The 21,091-nt window shown below is 69.9% G+C and carries 18 protein-coding genes; 14 read left to right on the plus strand and 4 right to left on the minus strand.

Annotated elements, in window-relative coordinates; all coding sequences use genetic code 11:
* Nucleotides 1-78 precede the first annotated feature (78 nt).
* From mltB to FHR56_RS13380, 3 genes are all read left to right on the plus strand, one after another.
* Nucleotides 79-1,212: a lytic murein transglycosylase B gene (mltB, locus tag FHR56_RS13370; protein ID WP_160945446.1), complete on the plus strand. Its 1,134-nt coding sequence runs from the start codon at nucleotides 79-81 to the stop codon at nucleotides 1,210-1,212.
* Complete coding sequence (locus FHR56_RS13375) at nucleotides 1,209-2,693, plus strand: septal ring lytic transglycosylase RlpA family protein (RefSeq protein WP_160945445.1); 1,485 nt, start codon at nucleotides 1,209-1,211, stop codon at nucleotides 2,691-2,693. Before mltB ends, FHR56_RS13375 begins: the two co-directional genes overlap by 4 nt.
* A gap of 150 nt (nucleotides 2,694-2,843) precedes the next feature.
* Entirely contained in the window at nucleotides 2,844-4,055 is a 1,212-nt protein-coding gene (locus tag FHR56_RS13380; RefSeq protein WP_048491032.1) for a D-alanyl-D-alanine carboxypeptidase family protein, read from the plus strand.
* 219 nt (nucleotides 4,056-4,274) lie between these two features.
* On the opposite strand, the gene FHR56_RS13385 is transcribed toward FHR56_RS13380, so the two are convergent.
* Nucleotides 4,275-5,330 carry a lipid A deacylase LpxR family protein gene (locus FHR56_RS13385; protein WP_160945444.1) on the minus strand — a complete coding sequence of 352 codons (1,056 nt, stop codon included), beginning with the start codon at nucleotides 5,328-5,330 and terminating at the stop codon, nucleotides 4,275-4,277.
* A 334-nt stretch (nucleotides 5,331-5,664) separates the two neighbouring features.
* Between FHR56_RS13385 and FHR56_RS13390 the strand changes: the two genes are divergently transcribed.
* The 4 genes from FHR56_RS13390 to FHR56_RS13405 all read left to right on the plus strand — a co-directional run bounded on the left by FHR56_RS13390 (nucleotide 5,665) and on the right by FHR56_RS13405 (nucleotide 10,077).
* Nucleotides 5,665-5,943: a YbeD family protein gene (locus tag FHR56_RS13390; RefSeq protein ID WP_160945443.1), complete on the plus strand. Its 279-nt coding sequence runs from the start codon at nucleotides 5,665-5,667 to the stop codon at nucleotides 5,941-5,943.
* Nucleotides 5,931-6,638 (plus strand): lipoyl(octanoyl) transferase LipB, encoded by a 708-nt coding sequence (gene lipB, locus FHR56_RS13395; RefSeq protein ID WP_160945442.1) that lies wholly within the window; start codon nucleotides 5,931-5,933, stop codon nucleotides 6,636-6,638. Before FHR56_RS13390 ends, lipB begins: the two co-directional genes overlap by 13 nt.
* A 22-nt stretch (nucleotides 6,639-6,660) precedes the next feature.
* Entirely contained in the window at nucleotides 6,661-7,671 is a 1,011-nt protein-coding gene (gene lipA / locus FHR56_RS13400) for a lipoyl synthase (RefSeq protein ID WP_160945441.1), read from the plus strand.
* Nucleotides 7,672-7,899: 228 nt separating this feature from the next.
* Nucleotides 7,900-10,077, plus strand: a complete 2,178-nt coding sequence (locus tag FHR56_RS13405; RefSeq protein WP_017908122.1) for a carboxy terminal-processing peptidase — start codon at nucleotides 7,900-7,902, stop codon at nucleotides 10,075-10,077.
* A gap of 330 nt (nucleotides 10,078-10,407) precedes the next feature.
* Here FHR56_RS13405 and FHR56_RS13410 read toward each other — a convergent pair whose 3' ends face one another.
* On the minus strand, nucleotides 10,408-11,151 hold the full coding sequence (locus FHR56_RS13410) for a sulfite exporter TauE/SafE family protein (protein ID WP_160945440.1): 744 nt from the start codon (nucleotides 11,149-11,151) through the stop codon (nucleotides 10,408-10,410).
* Between the two features lie 86 nt (nucleotides 11,152-11,237).
* Between FHR56_RS13410 and FHR56_RS13415 the strand changes: the two genes are divergently transcribed.
* Nucleotides 11,238-12,137, plus strand: a complete 900-nt coding sequence (locus FHR56_RS13415) for a LysR substrate-binding domain-containing protein (protein WP_160945439.1) — start codon at nucleotides 11,238-11,240, stop codon at nucleotides 12,135-12,137.
* Nucleotides 12,138-12,712: 575 nt separating this feature from the next.
* Here the strand turns inward: FHR56_RS13415 and FHR56_RS13420 are convergent.
* Together FHR56_RS13420 and FHR56_RS13425 are read right to left on the minus strand one after the other, a co-directional pair.
* The gene (locus tag FHR56_RS13420) at nucleotides 12,713-13,594 is read right to left on the minus strand and encodes an endonuclease/exonuclease/phosphatase family protein (protein ID WP_160945438.1); all 882 of its coding nucleotides are present in this window, start codon (nucleotides 13,592-13,594) and stop codon (nucleotides 12,713-12,715) included.
* An 88-nt stretch (nucleotides 13,595-13,682) separates the two neighbouring features.
* Nucleotides 13,683-14,681, minus strand: coding sequence for a glycosyl hydrolase 53 family protein (locus tag FHR56_RS13425; protein ID WP_160945437.1), 999 nt, complete (start codon nucleotides 14,679-14,681; stop codon nucleotides 13,683-13,685).
* Between the two features lie 283 nt (nucleotides 14,682-14,964).
* Here FHR56_RS13425 and FHR56_RS13430 point away from each other — a divergent pair, with 283 nt between their 5' ends.
* The 6 genes from FHR56_RS13430 (at nucleotide 14,965) to FHR56_RS13455 (ending at nucleotide 21,034) form a co-directional block, all read left to right on the plus strand.
* Nucleotides 14,965-16,020, plus strand: coding sequence for a bifunctional nicotinamide-nucleotide adenylyltransferase/Nudix hydroxylase (locus FHR56_RS13430; RefSeq protein ID WP_010343124.1), 1,056 nt, complete (start codon nucleotides 14,965-14,967; stop codon nucleotides 16,018-16,020).
* Nucleotides 16,021-16,080: 60 nt separating this feature from the next.
* On the plus strand, nucleotides 16,081-17,505 hold the full coding sequence (locus tag FHR56_RS13435; protein WP_160945436.1) for a nicotinate phosphoribosyltransferase: 1,425 nt from the start codon (nucleotides 16,081-16,083) through the stop codon (nucleotides 17,503-17,505).
* Between the two features lie 9 nt (nucleotides 17,506-17,514).
* Nucleotides 17,515-18,621: a hypothetical protein gene (locus FHR56_RS13440; protein ID WP_160945435.1), complete on the plus strand. Its 1,107-nt coding sequence runs from the start codon at nucleotides 17,515-17,517 to the stop codon at nucleotides 18,619-18,621.
* Entirely contained in the window at nucleotides 18,614-19,663 is a 1,050-nt protein-coding gene (locus tag FHR56_RS13445; protein WP_160945434.1) for a DNA methyltransferase, read from the plus strand. The genes FHR56_RS13440 and FHR56_RS13445 overlap by 8 nt, the downstream gene beginning before the upstream one ends.
* Nucleotides 19,664-19,787: 124 nt before the next feature.
* On the plus strand, nucleotides 19,788-20,534 hold the full coding sequence (locus FHR56_RS13450) for a DUF2242 domain-containing protein (protein ID WP_160945433.1): 747 nt from the start codon (nucleotides 19,788-19,790) through the stop codon (nucleotides 20,532-20,534).
* A gap of 131 nt (nucleotides 20,535-20,665) precedes the next feature.
* Nucleotides 20,666-21,034, plus strand: coding sequence for a glycine zipper 2TM domain-containing protein (locus FHR56_RS13455; RefSeq protein WP_160945432.1), 369 nt, complete (start codon nucleotides 20,666-20,668; stop codon nucleotides 21,032-21,034).
* Nucleotides 21,035-21,091: the final 57 nt, after the last annotated feature.

The raw sequence follows: 21,091 nt of genomic DNA on the forward strand, positions 1-21,091 counted from the left end.
CACTTGACCTGGAGCAAACTTCTTTTGTTTCATGGCGTTATTGGTAGAAATTCATCTTGAATCTGGTAGTCTGCCGGCATGATCCGACGCTCGCTGATTTGCCTGCTCACGCTTGGCCTGGTCGCATGCGCGACCCAGCCCAAGGCGCCGCCTTCGCCGCCGCAGGCCAGCGCGCCGCCGCCGGCCCCACGCCCGGCACCGCCGGTCGAAGCCGCGCCCGAGGCGGTGCAGGCGCCGCCGGTGGACCTGACCCCGGTGCCGTTCGAGGTCGCCCGCGCCAACTTCGTCCGCGACACCGCGGCCAAGTACGGCATCGATCCGGCGCAGATCGAGGCGACCCTGGCGCAGGCGCAGTTCAAGGATGCGATCGTCGCGGCGATGTCGCGCCCGGCCGAGCGGGTCAAGCCGTGGAGCGAGTACCGGCCGATGTTCATCAGCCAGGCGCGCATCGACGGCGGCCGCGCGTTCCTGGCCACGCACCGCGACGAACTGCAGCGGGTGCAGGCGCGCACCGGCGTGCCGGCCGAGACCATCGTCGCGATCATCGGCGTGGAGACCAGCTACGGCAAGAACGCCGGTTCCTATCGCGTGCTGGACGCGCTGTACACGCTGGCGTTCCGCTATCCGCGCAGCGGCGATCCGGCCAAGCTCGAGCGCGAAGTGCGCCGCGAGCTGTTCTTCCGCGATGAGCTCGGCCAGCTGTTCGCGCTGGCGCGCGAGGAGAACCTGGACATCACCACGCTGATCGGCAGCTATGCCGGCGCGATGGGCCTGGGCCAGTTCATGCCCTCCAGCTACCGCCAGTTCGCGGTGGACGGCGACGGCGACGGCAAGCGCAACCTGTTCACCGACTACGACGACGCGTTCTCGTCCATCGCCAACTACTTCGTCAAGAAGGGCGGCTGGGTGCGCGACGGGCTGGTCGCGGTGCCGGCCACGCTGCGTCCCGGTGCCGAGGAATTCAATCCGACCGACTGGACGCCGACCTACACCCTGGCCGACCTGGCCGCGCGCGGCTACACGCCGACCGTGCCGGTACCGGCTGGCGCCACCGCCACCCCGATCGCGCTCGACGGCAGCGCCGGCAAGCAGTACTGGCTGGGCTTCCAGAACTACTACGCGATCACCCGCTACAACAATTCCAAGATGTACGCGATGGCCGTGTACCAACTGTCCCAGGCCATCGCCGGCAAGGAGTTACCACCGGCATGAACCCGAACGCGCTGCTCCGGATCGCTCCCGTCGTCGCTGTGCTGGCGCTGGCCGCCTGCAGCAGCGCCCCGAAGAAGACCGCCGGCGGCGCCGGGCCCGGCATCCGGGTCGAGGGCAAGGGCCCGGCGCACGTCGCCACCGGCTGCCCCTCGACCTCGCCCTACGCGCCGGCCAAGGAAGACCCGTCCAAGCGCGGCAACTACACCGCCGGCGGCCTGTACGCGCCCGGCGTGCGCGACACCACCCCGGACTACGTGCCCAACGTCGCCTGCATCCCCGAGCCGCTGGTCACCGACGAGCCGCGGTCGGCGATCGGCAACCGCTCCCCGTACATGGTGCTGGGCCGCGAGTACGTGGTCATCGACGATCCGCACAGCTACGTCGAGCGTGGCACCGCCTCGTACTACGGCAGCAAGTTCCATGGCCGGCTGACCTCCAACCGCGAGGTCTACGACATGTACGCGTTCACCGCCGCGCACAAGACCCTGCCGCTGCCCAGCTTTGCCCTGGTCACCAACCTGGACAACGGCGAATCGGTGGTGGTGCGGATCAACGACCGCGGCCCGTTCCACGACGACCGGCTGATCGACCTGAGCTACGCGGCCGCGGTCAAGCTCGGCATCACCGGCAAGGGCACCGGCCGCGTGGAAGTGCGCGGACTGACCCCGGCCGACAACGGCGACCTGCTGGCGCGGCGCCGCACCGGCCGTGCGCCGGCGACGCTGCTGGCCAGCGCGCGTAGCGATACCGTCACGCGCGATCCCGCCGCGGTGCGGCGCGCGGCGCAGATGGACGATTTGGTGAAGGCCCTGCCGGCGAAGTCGGCCGGATCGGCCGGCACCACGGTGGCCGCTGCCACGACCGTGCCGGCGCGTGCCGCCACGTCCGCGGTCGCCGCGCCCACCGCGGCAGCGGCGACGGCCACGGCCGCGGCGCTGCCGGAAGGCGAGCGGTGGCGCTATCGCGTCCAGGACGCGCCGGGCCGGGTCGGCGACGCCGACCGCTTCGACGCCTGGATGAAGTCGCGCGGCGTGCGCGTGGCCACCGGCAAGCCGGGCACGCCCGCCCCCAGCGTGGCCGCGGCGAGCACGCCGGGGCGCGGCTCACGCGGCACCGCGACCGCCACGCCCACTGCCGCACCTGCAGCCGCCGTGGCCGCGCCGAGCGTTGCGGTGGCGACGCCGGCAACGCCGCCCAGGGCGGTCGCCACAGTCGCTCCGCGCGCCGAGGCCGACAGCGCGCGCGGGCCGCTCGGTATCCTGCTGCAGGTGGCCAGCTTCGCCAGCCGCGAGAACGCCAACCGCGCGCTGTCGCAACTGGCCTCGGCCGGCATCGTCGGCGCCAGCGTCAGCGATATCGTCTCCGGTGGCCGGACCCTGTGGCGGCTGCGGGTGGCCGCCGAGGACCATGGTCGCGCCGCGGAACTGGCCGCGCGCATCGCCGGCCTGGGCTTCGGCCGGCCGCAGATCGTCAAGGATTGAGGCGTCGCGCCCGCGGCTGCGGGCGTGCGGCCATGCCGATGGCTTAACGCCGGGTCGTGGCGGCAGCGTGTGTGCGTCTGCCCGGGCGCCGGCTCGGCCTACAATGTCGCGTTTTCCATCGGCCTTCGGGCCCGCCAGGAGTCGTTTTAGATGAAATTCCGCTTCGCCGTCGCTGCCGTGGCCACGTTCGCCGTCGGCCTGGTTTCCGCGCAGACGCCCGGTCCGGTTCCCGCGCCGCCGGCCGCCGCTGCCGCCGCTCCGGCCACCGTGGCGATCCCGCCCGCGCCGAAGCCGGCCGTCTCCAAGTCCTGGGTGCTGATGGATTACGCCACCGGCCAGGTGCTGGCCGGCGAGAACGAACACGAACGCGTGGCCCCGGCCAGCATCACCAAGGTGATGACCTCGTACGTGATCGCGGCCGAACTGAAGCTGGGCAAGATCACCCGCGACGACCAGGTCATGCTCAGCGAGCGCGCCTGGCGCGAGGGTGGCGCCGGCACCGACGGCAGCTACAGCGGCTTCCCGGTCAACAAGACCGCGCGCCTGGAAGACATGGAAAAGGGCATGGCGATCCAGTCCGGCAACGACGCGGCGATCGCGCTGGCCGAACATACCGCCGGCAGCGAGGAAGCCTTCGCGTCGCTGATGAACGAGTACGCGAAGAAGATCGGCATGACCGGTTCGCACTTCGTCAACGCCCACGGCCTGTCGGCCGAAGGCCACTACACCACCGCCTACGATCTGGCGCTGCTGGGCCGGGCGATGGTGCGCGACTACCCGGAAACCTACGCGTACAACAAGATCAAGGAATTCCGCGTCGGCGACATCACCCAGCCGAACCGCAACCTGCTGCTGTGGCGCGACCCCAGCGTGGACGGCATCAAGACCGGCCACACCTCCGAAGCCGGCTACTGCCTGCTCAGCTCGGCCAAGCGCGGCGACCAGCGCCTGATCGCGGTGGTGATGGGCGACAGCTCCGAGAAGCAGCGCGCCGAGGACAGCCTGGCGCTGCTGAACTGGGGCTTCCGCTTCTTCGAGACCCACAGCCTGTACGAGCCGGGCAAGCAGGTCGCGCAGCAGCGCGTGTGGAAGGGCACCGAGAAGCAGGTGCTGCTGGGCGTGGCGCAGCCGCTGCTGGTCAGCGTGCCGCGTGGCCGCTACAACGAACTGAAGCCCTCGATCGAAGTGCCCAAGACCCTGGAGGCCCCGATCAAGCAGGGCCAGGCGATCGGCATGGTCAAGGTGACCCTGGACGGCAAGGTGGTGGCGCAGGCCCCGCTGGTGGCGCTGAAGGCGGTCGACGAGGCCGGCTTCTTCAAGCGTCTGTGGGACAGCTTCTGGATGTGGTGGGAATCGGAATAAGTTCCTCGCGAAAAAAGCCGGCTGACGCCGGCTTTTTTCTTGGGGATTGGGGATTCGGGATTGGTGGCAACAGCGCGTGCGTGCCGCCTCTCGCTCTTCGTAGGAGCGGCTTCAGCCGCGACGCCTTACCGATAAAGCGTCGCGGCTGAAGCCGCTCCTACGGCACTGCGCGCTCGCGAAGACCTCGAATCCCTAATCCCGACTCCCTAATCCCGGCGGTTAAAGCCGCCTGCTCACCGTAAAACTCCCGAACACCGGCGTCTGCCGCTGCAGGTCGAACTCGCGGGTGCGCCAGTAGCGGGCGAGCGCGAACTTCCATTTGCCGCGCATCACCGCCAGGCCGATGCCGGCGTCGCCGACGAAGGGGCGCTTCTTCACGCTGTGGCTGTCGCGGAAGGTGTTGCCGTCCAGGGTGATGTCGCGCAGCACCCAGCGGCCGTCGCTGGTCACGAACAGGTGCGCCGACCAGCCGCTGCCGACGCTGCTGGCCGGCGGGGCGACGTTTTCGCCGGCGGGGCGCAGCGGCGAACTGCCGAAATCGTCGGGCAGCTTCCAGCCCAGGCGCAGTTCCATGCCGGCATTGGCGTGGGTATCCAGTGTGCCCAGCGCGCCGCCCCAGTGGCTGATCGCGTCCCACCCCCAGCCGTCGCGGCTGCCGTCGCCGGACCAGCGGCGCAGGCGTTCGTGCAGCACGCGGAACACCGGTTCGTCGTGCAACTGGTTGTCCCAGCCCTGGAACTTGGCGTCGCCGAGCAGTTCGTGCACTGCATCCTGCACCTGCTTGCCCTGCGCCGACGGGCCGATCAGGCCTAGGGTGAGTTGCGTGGTGCGCAGGCGCTCGTCGTTGCGCGCGTTGTAGCCGATGTTCATCAGCAACAGGCCGGCGTAGGGACGATCGTCCTCGATCAGGTCGCGGCGGGTCTTGTCGGTGGGGGTGAACAGCGCCTGGCCGATCGCGAAGGTCATGTTGCGCTGGGTGAAGTCGCTGTTCGGCTGCAACCATGTCAGAGAGCGGTTCACCGCCCGCGCCAACCGCGGCAGGCAGGGGTCGTCGGTGTAGTCGCGCAGATTCGGCGAGACCAGGATCAGGCCGAACCCGTTGGTATAGCCCTGGTCCTGGCCGGCGCCGCCGAACAGGTCGTTGTCGACGCGGAAGTTGACCGTCGGCGCGGTCGCTTCCAGGGTGTCGCGTGGGCATTGCGCGGTGGCCGCTGCGGGCGCGGCGATGAGGGCGAGGGCAACAGCCAGCGGAAGAAGCGGGCGCGATGACGGCATGAATGGCGTCTCTGTTCGGAGGAGGGGGACGGCGCCGCCCGCCCGCCGCCGGTGGCAGGGGTGAACAGCAGGGACCATGAACGCAGCCCGTGCGACAAGGATAGGTGTATGCGCGTCGGCGGACAAATTCGTCCGCTTGGGTTTGTCCGTCCCATTTGCCCGCTTGCCGTGTGAAGGCGGTAGTGCGACGTGCGAGCAGGAAGCCAATGCACCTGCGCGCAGGGGCATTGGCGCCTGACCTGCCGGGCGCCTCGGACGCGCCGGCGCCGAGGGCTGCTTCGCTATCCACCGGCGCGGCCTTGGGTTTGCCCGGCGCCGGCCCGATAATGCGGGCATGGACATCACTTCCGACAACCCCGATCACGGTTTCCAGTTCCCCGGCGTGTTCGAACTCAGCGCCATGGGTACCGCCAACACCGGCCTGGAGGCCGAACTGCCGCGCCTGCTCGTCGCCGCCGGCGTGGAGGTGATGGAGGAGCGCATCAGCTGGAAGCATTCGTCCAACGGCAAGTACGTGTCGGTCCGCATCGCCTTTCGCGCCGTCGACCGCGCTCAGTACGACGCCGCGCACCAGGCGCTGCGCGAGCACCCGGAAGTGAAGTGGACGCTGTAGCCGAGGACGCGCCGCTGGCGCCGGCACCGACACTGCCGCCGTGCCGGGTGCGCCAACTCGGCCGCCAGCCCTACGAGCCGGTGTGGCGGGCGATGCAGCGCTTCACCGACGCGCGCGACGAGGCCACGCCCGACGAACTGTGGGTGGTCGAACACGACCCGGTGTTCACCCTCGGCCAGGCCGGCAAGCCGGAACACGTGCTGGCGCCCGGCGACATTCCGGTGCTGCAGGTCGATCGCGGCGGGCAGGTCACCTACCATGGCCCCGGCCAGTTGGTGGTGTACCCGCTGCTGGACCTGCGCCGGCTGCACATCGGCGTGCGCGACTACGTGTGCCGGATCGAGCAGGCGATCATCGACACCCTCGACGAATGGAACATCCTCGGCCAGCGCCGCGAGGGCGCGCCGGGCGTCTACGTCGGCGGCGCCAAGGTCGCCGCGCTCGGCATCCGCGTGCGCCGCGGCTGCACCTTCCACGGCCTGTCGTTCAACGTGGCGATGGACCTGGAGCCGTTCCACCGGATCAATCCCTGCGGCTACCAGGGCCTGCAGGTGACCGCGGTGCTAGACTTGGGCGGTCCCTCCGGCATGCAGGCGGTCACTCCGGTCCTGCTGGCCCAACTGGCGCGCCAGTTCGGGCTGACCCTGCAGCCGCTCGACGCCTTGCCCGATCTCTCGTTCACGCACGCGGCCTGACCGCCTGCCCGCCGACCACGCCATGACCCAGCCCAGCGCACGCTCCATTCCCTTGCAGGTCCTTTCCGGCGATAGCGCGTCCGCGCCGCTGCAGACCGGCGTCAAGCAGTTGGGCGGCGACAAGATCGCGCGCTCGCCGGTGCAGTTCGCCGACGCGCCGGTGCTGCGCAAACCGTCGTGGATCCGCGTACGCATTCCCTCCGGCAATGCGGTGCAGAACCTCAAGGCCAAGCTGCGCGAGAACCGCCTGGTCACCGTCTGCGAAGAGGCCAGCTGCCCCAACATCCACGAGTGCTTCGGCCACGGCACCGCCACCTTCATGATCCTGGGCGAGGTCTGCACCCGGCGCTGCTCGTTCTGCGATGTCGCCCACGGCCGGCCCAAGCCGCCGGATGCCGGCGAGCCGGCCAGCCTGGCGCAGACCGTGGCCGACATGGGCCTGAAATACGTGGTGGTGACCAGCGTCGACCGCGACGACTTGCGCGACGGCGGCGCCCAGCATTTCGCCGACTGCATCGGCGCGATCCGCGCGGCCGCGCCGACCACCCGCATCGAGATCCTGACCCCGGACTTCCGCGGCAAGGGCCGCATGGACCGCGCGCTGGAAATCCTGGCGACCAATCCGCCGGACGTGTTCAACCACAACATCGAGACGGTGCCGGACCTGTATCCCAACGTGCGTCCCGGCGCCGACTACCAGTGGTCGCTGACCCTGCTGAAGAAGTTCAAGGCGCAGCACCCGGCCATCGCCACCAAGTCCGGCATCATGCTCGGCCTGGGCGAGACCCTGGAGCAGGTGCAGGCGACCCTGCGCGACCTGCGTGCGCACGACGTGGACATGGTCACCATCGGCCAGTACCTGCAGCCGACCGCCCATCACCACCCGGTGATGCGCTACTGGACCCCGGACGAGTACAAGGCGCTGGAGGAGTACGGCAACGCGCTGGGCTTCAGCCACGTCGCCTCCGGGCCGATGGTGCGGTCCTCCTACCACGCCGATCGCCAGGCGGCCGGCGCTGGCGTCGCTGCCTGAGCCGCATCCGCGCGATCGCGCGCCGCGCGCTCTGCCGCGCGGGCACCGCGCGTTCGTCGCCGCAGCACCGCCGTCCGCACGGCTCGCACCGGCAGCGTTCACACTTCTGCGCAGGCCGGCCGCTAGTCTGCTTCATGAACAGGTGACACGGCCTGCAACTTGCGTCACTGTCGTGTTGTCTCACGCGATGTGCTGCCCCCCTGACGGCCTGGTGCCGAGAGTCCCCAGATGAAATTCAAAGCTTCCGCCTTCCTGCTGGCGTTTGCGCTGACCGCACCGCTGGCGCTGTTCGCCCGGACCGATGCGCCCGCACTGCCGGCCGCTGCCACCGCCGACCAGGCCACCACCGCCAAGCTGGTGTACGGCCTGCTGTCCGACAGCCGCTACGCCTACCGGCCGCGTGCCCTCGACGAGGCGACCTCCAAGGAGGTCTTCAAGAAGTACCTGGAGACCCTCGACGGCAGCAAGCAGTTCTTCACCCAGGCCGACGTCGACAAGTTCGCCAGCTTCCAGAACAACCTCGGCGCCAACATCGCCTCCGGCCAGCTGGAACCGGCGTTCCAGATCTTCGCCGTGTATCGGCAGCGGGTGGACGAGCGCATCGCCTACGCGCGCAAGCTGCTCAAGCAGGACTTCAACTTCGACGGCGACGAGAAGTTCGAGTACGACCGCAAGAACGCGCCGTGGGCCAAGGACGACCAGGAGCTGGATGCGCTGTGGCGCAAGTCGGTGATGAACGACTGGCTGCGGCTCAAGCTCGCCGGCAAGAAGCCGGAAGACATCCGCAAGACCCTGGACAAGCGCTACGCCAACCTCGACGACTCGGTGAAGGAACTGAAGAGCGAGGACGTGTTCCAGTTCTTCATGAACGCCTACACCAACACGGTCGATCCGCACACCGACTACTTCACTCCGCGCACCGCCGAGAACTTCAACCAGCAGATGTCGCTGTCGCTGGAAGGCATCGGTGCGCAGCTGCAGAAGCAGGACGACCTGGTGGTGATCCGCGAGGTGATCCCGGGCGGTCCGGCGGCGCTGGACGGCACGCTCAAGCCGGGCGACCGCATCGTCGGCGTCGGCCAGGGCAAGAGCGGCCCGGTCGAGGACGTGATCGGCTGGCGCATCGACGACGTCGTCGCCAAGATCCGCGGCGACAAGGACACCCAGGTGCGCCTGGAATACATCCCGGCCGAGGCCGGCGTGGACGGCAAGCACCGCCAGGTGCTGCTGACCCGGCAGAAGGTGCGCCTGGCCGAACAGGCCGCCAAGGGCGAGACCATCGAATTGCCGGCGAAGGACGGCGAGCCAGCGCGGCGCATCGGCGTGATCAAGCTGCCGGCGTTCTACCAGGACTTCGAAGGCCGCCGTCGCAACGCCAAGGACTATGCCTCGGCGACCCGCGACGTGGCCAAGCTGCTGGCCGGGTTCAAGACCGACAAGGTCGACGGCGTGGTGCTGGACCTGCGCAACAACGGCGGCGGTTCGCTGGATGAGGCGATCGAGCTGACCGGCCTGTTCATCGAGCAGGGTCCGGTGGTGCAGGTGCGCGAATCCGGCGGCCGCGTCACCGTCAACAGCGACCAGAATCCGGCCGTGGCCTGGGACGGCCCGCTGGCGGTGCTGATCAACCGCGGTTCGGCCTCGGCGTCGGAGATCTTCGCCGGCGCCATCCAGGATTACGGTCGCGGCCTGATCATCGGCGAGACCAGCTTCGGCAAGGGCACGGTGCAGAACATCGTCGACCTGGACCGCTGGCCAGCCAACGAGACCGACCGCTTCGGCCAGGTCAAGCTGACCATCGCCCAGTTCTTCCGCGTCAGCGGCAGCAGCACCCAGCACAAGGGCGTGGTGCCGGACATCGCCTTCCCGGCCAGCGTCGATGCCACCGAGTTCGGCGAAAGCACCTACGACAATGCCCTGCCGTGGAGCCGCATCGCCGCGGTGCCGCACACCCAGTACGGCAATTTCGCGCCGCTGCTGCCCAAGCTGGAGGCGCTGCACACCACGCGCATCGCCAACGACAAGGAATTCCAGTGGTGGGAAGAGGACGTGCGCCAGTTCCGCACCGAGGCGGCGAAGAAGTATGTGGTGCTCAACGAGGCCGAGCGCCGCGCCGAGCGTGAGAAGCAGGACGCGCAGCGCAAGCAGCGCCAGGAGATCCGCAAGCAGCTCGGCCTGCCGCTGGATCCGCTCGCCGACGACAGCAGCGACGACGGCCTGACCGGCAACGAGCGCGACATCGTCAAGGATGCCGCACGCGAGAAGCTGGTCGACAAGCGCCCGGACCCGCTGCTGCGCGAATCGGCGTCGATCCTGAGCGATGCGGTCAACCTGCTGGAGAAGGACCGTCCGCTGTCGGTGCAGGTGCTGCCGCAGTCCACCGGCCCGGGGCGCTGGGCCGACTGAGTCCACGCTCCACCGTCGTGCGAACACGAACGCGCCATCGCTCAGCGGTGGCGCGTTTTTCGTTGCAGGTTCGGGTTGGGTCCCGGTCTGCGCCATCGTCGTGCGCCGGCCGATCGGTCCAGGGTATCGGTGTCGGTGCGTGCGGAGGAACCGGCGGGCTGCGCGGGCCGGCAGGCCACGGCCTGGTGATCGGCACGCACCGCGGATGCGGCGGTTAGTCCGCCGCGTCCTTGCCGTGGCGTGTCGTGGGAGCGGCTTCAGCCGCGACAGGGCTTCTCGGGGATGCCGGGTCGTCCTACGGCTGACCGGTGCCGCGGCGAAATCACATCTTCAACCCAGCGCCTGCCACAGCTGATGCAGGCCCAGCCCCAGCAGGGTCAGGAAGAACACACGGCGGAACGCGCTGGCGGAAATGCGCTCGCGCAGCCGCGCGCCCAGCCACATGCCGATCGCGGTGGGCAATAGCGCCAGCAACGAGGGGCCTAGCGCCTGCGTGGGGAAGGCGCCGTGCGCGATCAGCGCCGCGGCCAGCGCCAGGGTGGCCGCGGCGAAGCAACTGCCCAGGGCGCGCATCAGCGTGTCCCGCGGCTGGTGCAATGCCACCAGGTAGGGCAGTACCGGCAACACGAACACGCCGGTGGCGCCGGTCAGCAGACCGGTCGCCAGGCCCACCGGCGGGGCCGCCCAGCGCGCCTGGGAGGGCGACAGGCGCCCCTGCCACTGGACCAGGCCGAGCGCGGCGTACAGCGCCAGCAACGCGCCCAGCCCGGCGCGCGCCAGCCGCGGGTCGGCGCCGGCGAGGATGCCGGCGCTGCACCAGGTACCGGCGACGATGCACGCCAGCAGCGGCCACAGCCGCCGCAGCAGCGCGCCGGTGCCCGCGCCCCATGCCTGTTGCAGGTTGGTCAGCAGCGATGGCAGCGCCAGCAGTGTCGCGGCCTCGGTCGGCGTCAGCCACAGCCCGAGCAGGCCCATCGCCACTGTCGGCAGGCCCATGCCGGCCACGCCCTTGACGCCGCCGGCGAGCAGGAAGACCAGGGCGATCGGCAGCAGGTGCGGTGCGAGGGTGTCCATGGGGGCCAGCATCGGCGCGCCGCGGCGGCCGCACAATGCGCGAATGCTTCAGGCAGACTTCGGCAACGACGAAGGCGGGAGTGCCGATGCATCTGGATTTCACCGATCTGCGGCTGTTCCTGGCGGTGGCCGAGGCCGGCAGCATCACCGCCGGCGCCGACCGCGCGGCGCTGTCGCTGGCCGCCGCCAGTGCGCGCATCCGCGCGCTGGAAACGCAGCTCGGGGTTGCGTTGTTCGAACGCGGCCCGCGCGGCGTCGGCCTCACCGCGGCCGGCACCGCGTTGCTGCGGCACGCGCGGCAGTTGCTGGGCCAGGCCGAGGCGATGCGCAGCGAACTGGGCGAGTACGTCGGCGGCCACCCGACCAGCGTGCGCCTGCTGGCCAATACCGCGGCGTTGTCGGAATGGCTGCCAGAGGTGCTGGCCGGGTTCCTGGTGGCGCATCCGCGCATCGATCTGGCGCTGCGCGAGCAGGGCAGCGTCGCCGCGGCCGACGCGCTGCGCGAGCAACGCGCCGATCTGGCGGTGATCGCCGACCATGCCGATCTGCAGGGCCTGCACGCGCACCCGTTCCGGCAGGACCGGCTGGTGCTGGTGGCCGCGGCCACGCACCCGCTGGCGCAGGCGTCGCAGCTGCGGTTCTCGGAGCTGTGGCAGGCGCAGTTCCTCGGGCTCACCGAGGACAGCGCGCTGCAGCGGCATTTGCGCACGCAGGCCGCGCGCACAGGCGGGCAGTTGCGCCTGCGTGCGCAGGTGCACGGCATCGAACCGTTGTGCCGGATGCTGGCGCGCGGCGCCGGCGTGGCGATCCTGCCGCAGGCGGCGCTGGAGCGGGTCAGCGTGCGCGCGCAGCTGGTCGCGGTGCCGCTGCAGGAGCCGTGGGCGCTGCGCCGGTTGTCGATCGTATGGCGGCCGACACCGGCGCCGTCGCCGCCGGTGCAGCGGGTATTGGACTGGCTGCGTGCGCATGCCGCGCCGGAGGCCTGAGGATCCGCCGGCTGGCGCACGACGGACGCCTCTGACGATGCGCTTGCGCACTGGTGCAGCGAGGCATCGTCAACCGGCAGGCGCGGGCCTTGCTACGCTGTTCGGGATCGCTTGCGACGGCTGTTCCCCGGTGACGCGTGTCGCGGCTGACGCCGCTCCTGCGGACGCCCGGCCCTCTGTCAGCGCAGTTGCTTCCTGTGGGAGGGACTTCAGTCCCGGCTGCTATCGGAGCCGGATGCTTTTCGGTGCGAGATTGCGACTGAAGCACTGCGCGGATCACGCGCTTCTGCTTTGGCTGTGCCGGAGGTGTTGCCCGTCTTGCAGCGCTCGATGTGGCCTTGGCCAGCCAGCCACGCCGAGCTCTTTCGCGTCATGCGCGTCGCGGCTGAAGCCGCTCCTACGAGGAGCGGCACTTCGTTAGCGCACCGTCTGCCTCGCCAGGCATGACGTTGCCTCGTAGGAGCGGCTTCAGCCGCGACAGGCGTTACCGCTGGCGCCTCGTCGCGGCTGATTCCGAACAGATGGGAACCGCTGCCGATCGTGGGCCTGCGACCCATGCCGCAGGCCCACGCGCGTCAGTTCGGCCAGGCGAACGTGGCGATCACCGGGAAGTGGTCCGACGGCCAGTGACCCTGCGGCCGCGCGTCGAGCGTGGCGTAGTGGGTGGCCTGCAGGCCGCGCGAGAGGATCCAGTCGATGCGCCGGTCCGGGTGGCCGGTGAAATCGTGGAAGGTCGCTTCCGGGCCCTGCGGCTGCGCCACCTGCGTACGCGCGTCGGCCAGGCTGGCGGTGAGGGTGCGGTAGGTCGGCGAGTCCGGCACCGTGTTGAAGTCGCCGGTCAGCACCACCGGCACGTCCGCCGGCAGCGCCTTCAGGCGCGACACGATCAGCGCCGCGCCCTTGGCGCGCGCGGCTTCGTCCTCGTCGCGATAGGGCAGGTGGGTATCGAACAGGTAGAAGCGGCGGCCATCGCCGATGCGCTCGAACAGGCCCCAGTTGACCATGCGCGGCAGCGGATGGCCCCAGCTGATGCTGCCCATCACCTCCGGCGTGTCCGACAGCCAGAAGTGTCCCGACTCCACCAGCTTCAGTTTTTGGCTGTCGTAGAACACGCCCATGCGTTCGCCGTCGTCCTTGCCGTCGCGGCTGGGGCCGAACCAGCGGTACTCCGGCAGTTGCGCGGCCAGGTAGTCGGCCTGGCGCTTGACCAGTTCCTGGGTGCCGAACACGTCGGGATGCTGCGTGCGGATCAGCGCGGCCATCGCACTGCGGCGCACGTCCCAGCGCTTGTCGCCGTCGGTGTCGACCGGCACGCGCACGTTGAAGCTCATCACCTTGAGCGGGGCCGGCGTGGCGGGCGGCGCCGGCTTATGTGCCTGCGCCGGCGCAATGCACACGCCCAGCACCAGCAGCAGAGGGAGCGCGAGCTTGCGCGCGGACGACAGCGACAGCGACATGGCAGAGATCTCGACAGGAGCGGAACGCGCGATGGTGGCACGGCGATGGTGTCGATGACCACCGCGCGGCGCGCCTGTCGAGCGGCGATCAATTGAATGCCGACAGCGCCTGGGTCAGCTGCCCGTTGTTGTTGACCGCTCCCATCGTGTAGCCCTGCCAGCCTGGGTAGGCGTCGGGTTCCCAATAGAACACGCCCAGGCCGCGGCTGCCGAGCGCGCGGCTCCTGGTGAGCAGATCGGCCAGCATCGCGCGGGTGGTGGCGGCCTGCTGCCAGTCCATGCCGACCTCGCTGACGATCACGTCCGAGCCGTAGCGCGCCACCATGTCCTGCATGTTGCTGGCGATCTGCGTGTTGGCGCTCTGCCAGGCGTTGGGGGACGGGTAGTGCGACATGCCGACCACGTCCCACTTGCCGCCGGCCGACTTGAGGCCGTCGAAGAACCAGCGGAAAGTCGCATTGTCGTAGCCGTTGGCCAGGTGCACGACCACCTTGGCGTTGGGGTAGACCGACTTGCTGGCGTTGTAGCCGCTGTTGATCAGCTGCGCGAGGTTGCCGAAGTTGGGCGTCTTGCCGTCCGGCCACAGCATGCCGCTGTTGATCTCGTTGCCCACCTGCACCCAGCTCACGTCGATGCCGTTGGACTTGAGGTAGGACAGGATGCCGTTGGTGTGCGCGTACACGTCCTTCACCAGGGTGGCGAAGTCATGGTTGCTCCAGGCCGCCGGCTTGGTCTGCTTGCCGGGATCGGCCCAGCTGTCGCTGTAGTGGAAGTCGATCATGATGCGCATGCCCTGCGCCTTGGCGCGCTTGGCCATGTTCAGCGTGTCGGCGCCGTCGTTCCAGCCGCCCTGCGGATTGACCCACACGCGCAACCGGATCGCGTTGACCCCGGTGCCCTTGAGCAGCGAGAAGAAGTCGGTGGTGGCACCGGAGGCGTTGCGGAACACGCGCCCGCTGCTTTCCTGCTGGTCGATCCAACTGACATCGGCGCCTTTGGCGAAGGTCTGCGCCATGGCCGGCGCACACAGGCAGGCAAGCAACAACACCAGCAGCCAGGCGGACACGCGCTTGCTCGATCGGTTCATGCGATTCTCGCAGTGATGGAAGGAGGGAAGGAGGGGTGTCGCGCGGCCCCGAACGGCGGCCGGCAGGACTGCCGGGCTGTCCCCTTGGCCGCGGCGCGCACGAGGCTAGCGCGATCGCCTTGGCGACGCGCGCTGCACTGCAGCGGCGCTGGCACGCGTCGGGACGCGCTGTCTGGATGGCCGATGAATCTGCGCGGTGCGTCACTTGACGCGATGCGGCATCGGCGTAGCATTTCGCCCACGCCAAGGGACAGACCCGCGGCGATCCACCCAACCGTGAGGGATGCTCATGGAGTTCGACTATCTGGTGTTCATCGGGCGCTTCGAGCCCTTCCACAACGGCCATGCCGCCGTTGCCCGCCACGCCCTGGCGCGTGGCCAGAAACTCATCTTCCTGATCGGCTCGGCCGAGACGCCTCGTACCATCCGCAATCCCTGGACCGTTGCCGAGCGCAGCGTGATGATCCAGGCCGCGCTCGAGGGTGCTGGCGAACGCCTGATCCTGCGACCGCTGCGCGACCACCTGTACAACGAAAGCCAATGGATCGCCGCGGTGCAGTCCACGGTGGCCGAGGCGGTGCGCAGCGACGGCGGCAGCGCCGAGGCGCGGATCGGCCTGATCGGCATGGACAAGGACGCCAGCAGCTATTACCTGCGCGAATTCCCGCAGTGGCCGCTGGTCGACGTGCAGCACACCGAAACGCTGTCGGCGACCGAGCTGCGCCGTTACCTGTTCGAGGCCGGCAGCATCGATTTCCACGGCGCGCTGCTGATGCTGCGCGGCAACGTGCCGGCGCCGGTCTTCGACATGCTCGAGGCGTTCCGCAAGAACTCGCCGTCGTATGCCGAACTGCTCGCCGAATACCAGTTCATCGAGCAGTACCGCGCGGCCTGGAAGGAGGCGCCGTATCCGCCGACCTTCGTCACCGCCGACGCGGTGGTGGTGCATTCCGGACACGTGCTGCTGGTGCGCCGCCGCGCGGCGCCGGGCAAGGGCCTGTGGGCGCTGCCGGGCGGCTTCGTCGGCCAGCACGAGAGCATCCTCGACGCCTGCCTGCGCGAGCTGCGCGAGGAGACCCGGCTGAAGATCCCGGTGCCGGTGCTCAAGGGTTCGCTGAAGAACCGTCACGTGTTCGACCACCCCGAGCGCAGCCTGCGCGGGCGCACCATCACCCATGCCTTCCACTTCGAGTTCGTGTTCGGCGAACTGCCCGAGGTGCGCGGCGGCGACGACGCCGACAAGGCGCGCTGGGTGCCGGTCAGCGAAGTGCTGGGCATGGGCCCGAAACTGTTCGAAGACCACCTGCACCTGCTCGAATTCTTCCTGGGCCGCGGTTGACGCGGCCTCCCGGCTGGCGGACAGACCGCCGGCTTTCCCCGACGCGAAGGAGCTTCCGTCATGCAATGCCTGAACAACCTGCTGCTCAACACCGATAGCTACAAGGCCAGCCACTGGCTGCAGTACCCGCCCGGCACCGACGCCACGTTCTTCTATGTGGAATCGCGCGGCGGCGTCTACGACCGCACCGTGTTCTTCGGCCTGCAGTCGATCCTCAAGGAGGCGCTGGGCCGCCCCGTCACCCATGCCGACATCGACGAGGCGCGCGATCTGTTCGCCGCGCACGGCGAGCCGTTCAACGAGGCCGGCTGGCGCGACATCGTCGACCGCCTCGGCGGCCAGTTGCCGATCCGTATCCGCGCCGTGCCCGAGGGCAGCGTGGTGCCGACCCACAACGCGCTGATGACCATCGAGTCCACCGACGCGCAGGCCTACTGGGTGCCGTCGTACCTGGAGACGCTGCTGCTGCGCATCTGGTACCCTGTGACGGTGGCCACGGTGAGCTGGCATGCCAAGCAGACCCTGCGCCAGTTCCTGGAGCGCACCAGCGACGATCCGGACGGGCAGTTGCCGTTCAAGCTGCACGACTTCGGCGCGCGCGGCGTGTCCAGCCTGGAATCGGCCGCGATCGGCGGCGCGGCGCACCTGGTCAACTTCCTCGGCACCGACACCGTGTCCGGACTGTTGCTGGCGCGCGCGCACTACCACGAGCCGATGGCCGGCTATTCCATCCCCGCCGCCGAGCACAGCACCATCACCAGCTGGGGCCGCGAACGCGAGGTCGACGCGTACCGCAATATGCTCAAGCAGTTCGGCAAGCCCGGCGGCGTGGTCGCGGTGGTGTCGGACAGCTACGACATCTTCCACGCGATCCGCGAGCACTGGGGCACCACGCTGCGCGAGGAGGTGATCGCCTCCGGCGCCACCGTGGTGATCCGCCCCGACTCCGGCGATCCGGTAGCGGTGGTGCACCAGTGCCTGGAACTGCTCGACGAGGCCTTCGGCCACAGCGTCAACGGCAAGGGCTACAAGGTGCTCAACCACGTGCGGGTGATCCAGGGCGACGGAGTCAACCCGACCAGCATCCGCGCGATCCTGGAGCGCATCACCAGCGCCGGCTACGCCACCGACAACCTGGCCTTCGGCATGGGCGGCGCCTTGCTGCAGCGGCTCGACCGCGACACCCAGAAGTTCGCGTTGAAGTGCTCGGCCGCGCGCGTCGACGGCCGCTGGATCGATGTCTACAAGGATCCGGTCACCGACAAGGGCAAGCTCAGCAAGCGCGGCCGCATGCGCCTGCTGCGGCACCGCGAGTACGGCAGCTATCGCACCGAGCCGGTGCCGCCAGACGCGGTGTCGGCCGAAGCGGTCGCCGGCCCGGCCGGCTACGACGATGCGATGGTCACCGTGTGGGAGAACGGCCGCCTGCTGCACGACTGGACCTTCGCCGAGGTACGCGAGCGCGCGAACGCCGCGCGCCTGTAGGAGGCGGCCATGCACGCCTCCCTGCCGAGTGCGCCGCCGTTGAGCGGCGGCTCGCCGCTGTTCGCCGCGCTGCGCGCCAGCACACCGCATCTGGAATGGCGGGTGCCGGCCGCGACGGATGCGTCGCGCTGGCGCCAGCAGCGCATCGGCGCGCGCGACTACCGCGTCGCGCAGCCAGTGACCTTCACTCCCTACGCATCGGTGCGGCCGTGTTCGGCGCGCTGCCGCTTCTGCTCGGAAACCCTGCGGCCGCAGAGCGGCGGCACCGCCGCGGCCAGCCTGCGGCCGCCGCCGGACTACTTCGCGCAACTGCGCCAGGCGCTGGCGCAACTGCACGGGTTGCCGCTGTCGCATTCGCTGTCGGGGCTGGAGATGACCGACGACGAAGCCTGGTTCGTGGAACTGCTGCAGACCCTGGGCGCGGCCGAGCGCGACGGCCTGTTGGTCGAACAGCGGGTGCTGTACAGCAACGGCGCCGGTTTTGCCCGCGGCCACGGCGATGCGCTGTTGCAGGCCTTGCAGCGCTTCGACCTGTCGTGGATCGAACTGTCGCGGCATCATCCGCAACAGGCGCGCAACGACGCGATCATGCGTTTCCGCCCTGGCGAGGCGATCGCCGATGCGGGCGTCTTCGTCGCCACCGCCCAGCGCATCGCCGAAGCGCTGCCGCTGCGCCTGGTGTGCATCCTGCAGCACGGCGGCATCGCCGACGCCGACGGCGTCGCCGCCTACCTGGACTGGGCGCGCGCCTGCGGGGCGCGCACGGTGATCTTCCGCGAGTTTTCCCGACTCGGCGACGGCTACCGCGACGGCGGCACCGCGCGCTATCTGGCGCAGGCGCGGGTCGCGGTCGAGCAGGTGCTCGGCGCCTGCATGGCGGCGCCGTGGTGGCGCGCGCTGCAGCCGCTGCAGATCACCGAGGGCTACTACTTCTGGAATGTGCGCCTGGCGACCGCCGACGGCATGGAGGTGGTGTTCGAGACCTCCGACTACGGCGCGATGCATGCGCGCCACGACAGCGGCGACATCTACAAGCTGGTGTTCTTCGCCGATGGGCGGCTGTGCGCCGGCTGGCAGCCGGACCGCGATCTGCTGTGGCGGGCGCCGCATGGATAGCCGCAGCTGGTGGACGCCGTCGCCGGATCCGCCGGAACATCGGCTACCGGAGGATCTGCGCCAGCGCGATCCGCTGGGCGCACGCGACTGCGGCTGGGTCGGGCAGATGCGGCCGTTCGTGCGCCACTTCAGCGCGCGCGGCGCGCGCGTGCTGGATCCGTTCTGCGGCTTCGGCAGCACCTTGCTCGCCGCCGAGCTGGAAGGTCGCCACGGCATCGGCCTGGAGATCGACCCGGCGCGCGCGCGGCTGGCGCGCGAACGGCTGCAGCGGCTCGGCCTGCAGGCCGAGGTGCTGGACGGCGGCTTGCCCCAGTGCATGACGGCCGCGCCGGTGGACCTGTGCCTGACCAACGTGCCGTACTTCGGCTGCGCCTGGCCGGCCGCGGCGGCACCCGGCCAGCTCTACGCCAGCGCCGACTACGCCGCCTACCTGCATGGCCTGCGTGCAGTGTTCCATGGCGTGCGCCGTGTCCTGCGCGAAGACGGCTTCTGCATCGCGATGGTGGAGAACGTGCAGCTCGGCGACGCCACCGTGCCGCAGGCCTGGGACCTGGCCCGGATCCTCGGCAGCCTGTTCGCGCCCCGTCCTGAGCGCGTGCTGTGCTACCCGCGCGAGACGGCGCAGCCGCTGGCGCCCGGCGACACCCGCAACGACCGCAGCCACGAGTACGCGCTGATCTTCCAGCACCGGCGCCAGCCCATCGACCTGCCCGGCACGGCGCAGTTGCTGGCGGCCCTGCGTGCCGACGGCTTCGCCTTTGCGCTGTACGGCAGCTATCCGCACTGGCTGGACGATCCGGCGGCGGCACCGCGCCCGCCCGGCGACGTCGACCTGCTGCTGCCGCGCGACCTGGACGGGCTGCTGCGGCTGCTCGAATGGCTGCGCGCGCGTGGCTTCCTGCTGAGCCTGTGGGGCGAGCCGCTGGCGGCGCCGCCGACCCTGGAACTGCTCGATGCCCATCATTACCTGCGCGCCGAACGCCGCGCCCACGACGGCGGCCTGCTGCGCGTGGACCTGGCGCTGGAACCCGCCGCCGCCTGAGTCGGCGCGGCCCACGCCGCGCACCTCGCTAACCGCGGGATGAGCGGCCGCGCCGGCGTCAAGGCCGCGCCGACGCGCTTGCGGCTATTCTTTGCCGCGGTTCCCTCTCTCCGGTCAACGGCCTATGTCCGCTCCCTCCAAGGTTCTCGCCATTCCCGCGCTCGCGCTGATCGCGATCGGCCTGAGCGGCTGCTTCGCCCGCAAGCAGGACGGCCTGGTGAAAGAGACCTTCAATTCCGACAACACCTATTCGCGCAACTACCCGGTGCAGCCGGCGCAGGCCTGCGAATCGGCGCGCCGCGCCCTGCTGAGCCAGGGCTATGTGGTCTCCAAGGCCACCGCCGATGCGGTGGAAGGCACCAAGAACTTCCAGCCCAGCGACGAGTTGCACGAGCAGCTCGAGTTGCGGGTGTCCTGCGTGGCGCATGGGCAGGACGAATCCTGGGTGTTCGTCAGTGCGTTGCAGGACCGCTATGCGCTGAAGAAGAGCCCGACCTCGGCCAGCGTCGGCGTCGGCGTGCTCGGTTCGGTCTCGCTGCCGATCGGCAGCAGCGACGACTCGATGGTGCGCGTGGCCAGCAGCACGGTGCAGGACGGCGACTTCTACAAGCGCTTCTTCCAGTTGATGAGCGAATACCTGCCCAAGAACAAGCCGGCACCGGAGCCGCCTACGCATCCGCCCGCCGCGGCGGCCGTGACCGCGCCGGCACCGACGCCGGCAGCGCCCGCACCTGCGCCGGCAGCGCCGCTGATGCCGACTCCGATGCCCACGGCGACGCCTGTGCCACCGCCGGCACCCGCGGCCACCACCGCGACGCAGCCGCCTGCGACGATGGCGCCGCAGAGCGGCGAACCCGGCGGCGCCGACTGATTCAGGCGCCGCTGCGGAAGCTGAATCCGCGCGATTTCGCTTCACGAACCATTCGCGAAGTCGGTGAGAAGGTGGCGCCCGTCGAGAGCGCGGTGCTTGTGCATCGGCTCCGCCACCCAGGAGCAATCAGCATGAACACTCTCAAGTCCGCCTTGTGTCTTTCCGTGCTCGCCATCGCCACCGCCGCCGCGCCGCTGGCCGAGGCGCAGCGCCACTACGGCCCCGAGGACAACGGCCGCCGCTTCAGCGACGGCACCCGCGTGCACTGCAAGAAGGTCGCGGTGCGCAAGAACAGCACCGACCCCGACCGCCTCGGCGGCACGCTGGCCGGAGCGGCGATCGGCGGCCTGCTCGGCAACCAGATCGGCAAGGGCGATGGCCGCAAGCTGGCCACGGTCGGCGGCGCGGTCGCCGGCGGCGCCACCGGCCGCTACATCCAGGGCCAGCGCCAGCAGGCCAACGGTAACCGCGTGGTCGAGACCGTCTGCAAGCGCTATTGAGTCGCACCAATATATCGCGTCGACCGGCGCCTGACGCCGGCGCGGCGACCTGATGCA

It is taken from the genome of Xanthomonas sp. F10, from assembly GCF_014206815.1.
GTDB lineage: Bacteria > Pseudomonadota > Gammaproteobacteria > Xanthomonadales > Xanthomonadaceae > Xanthomonas_A > Xanthomonas_A indica.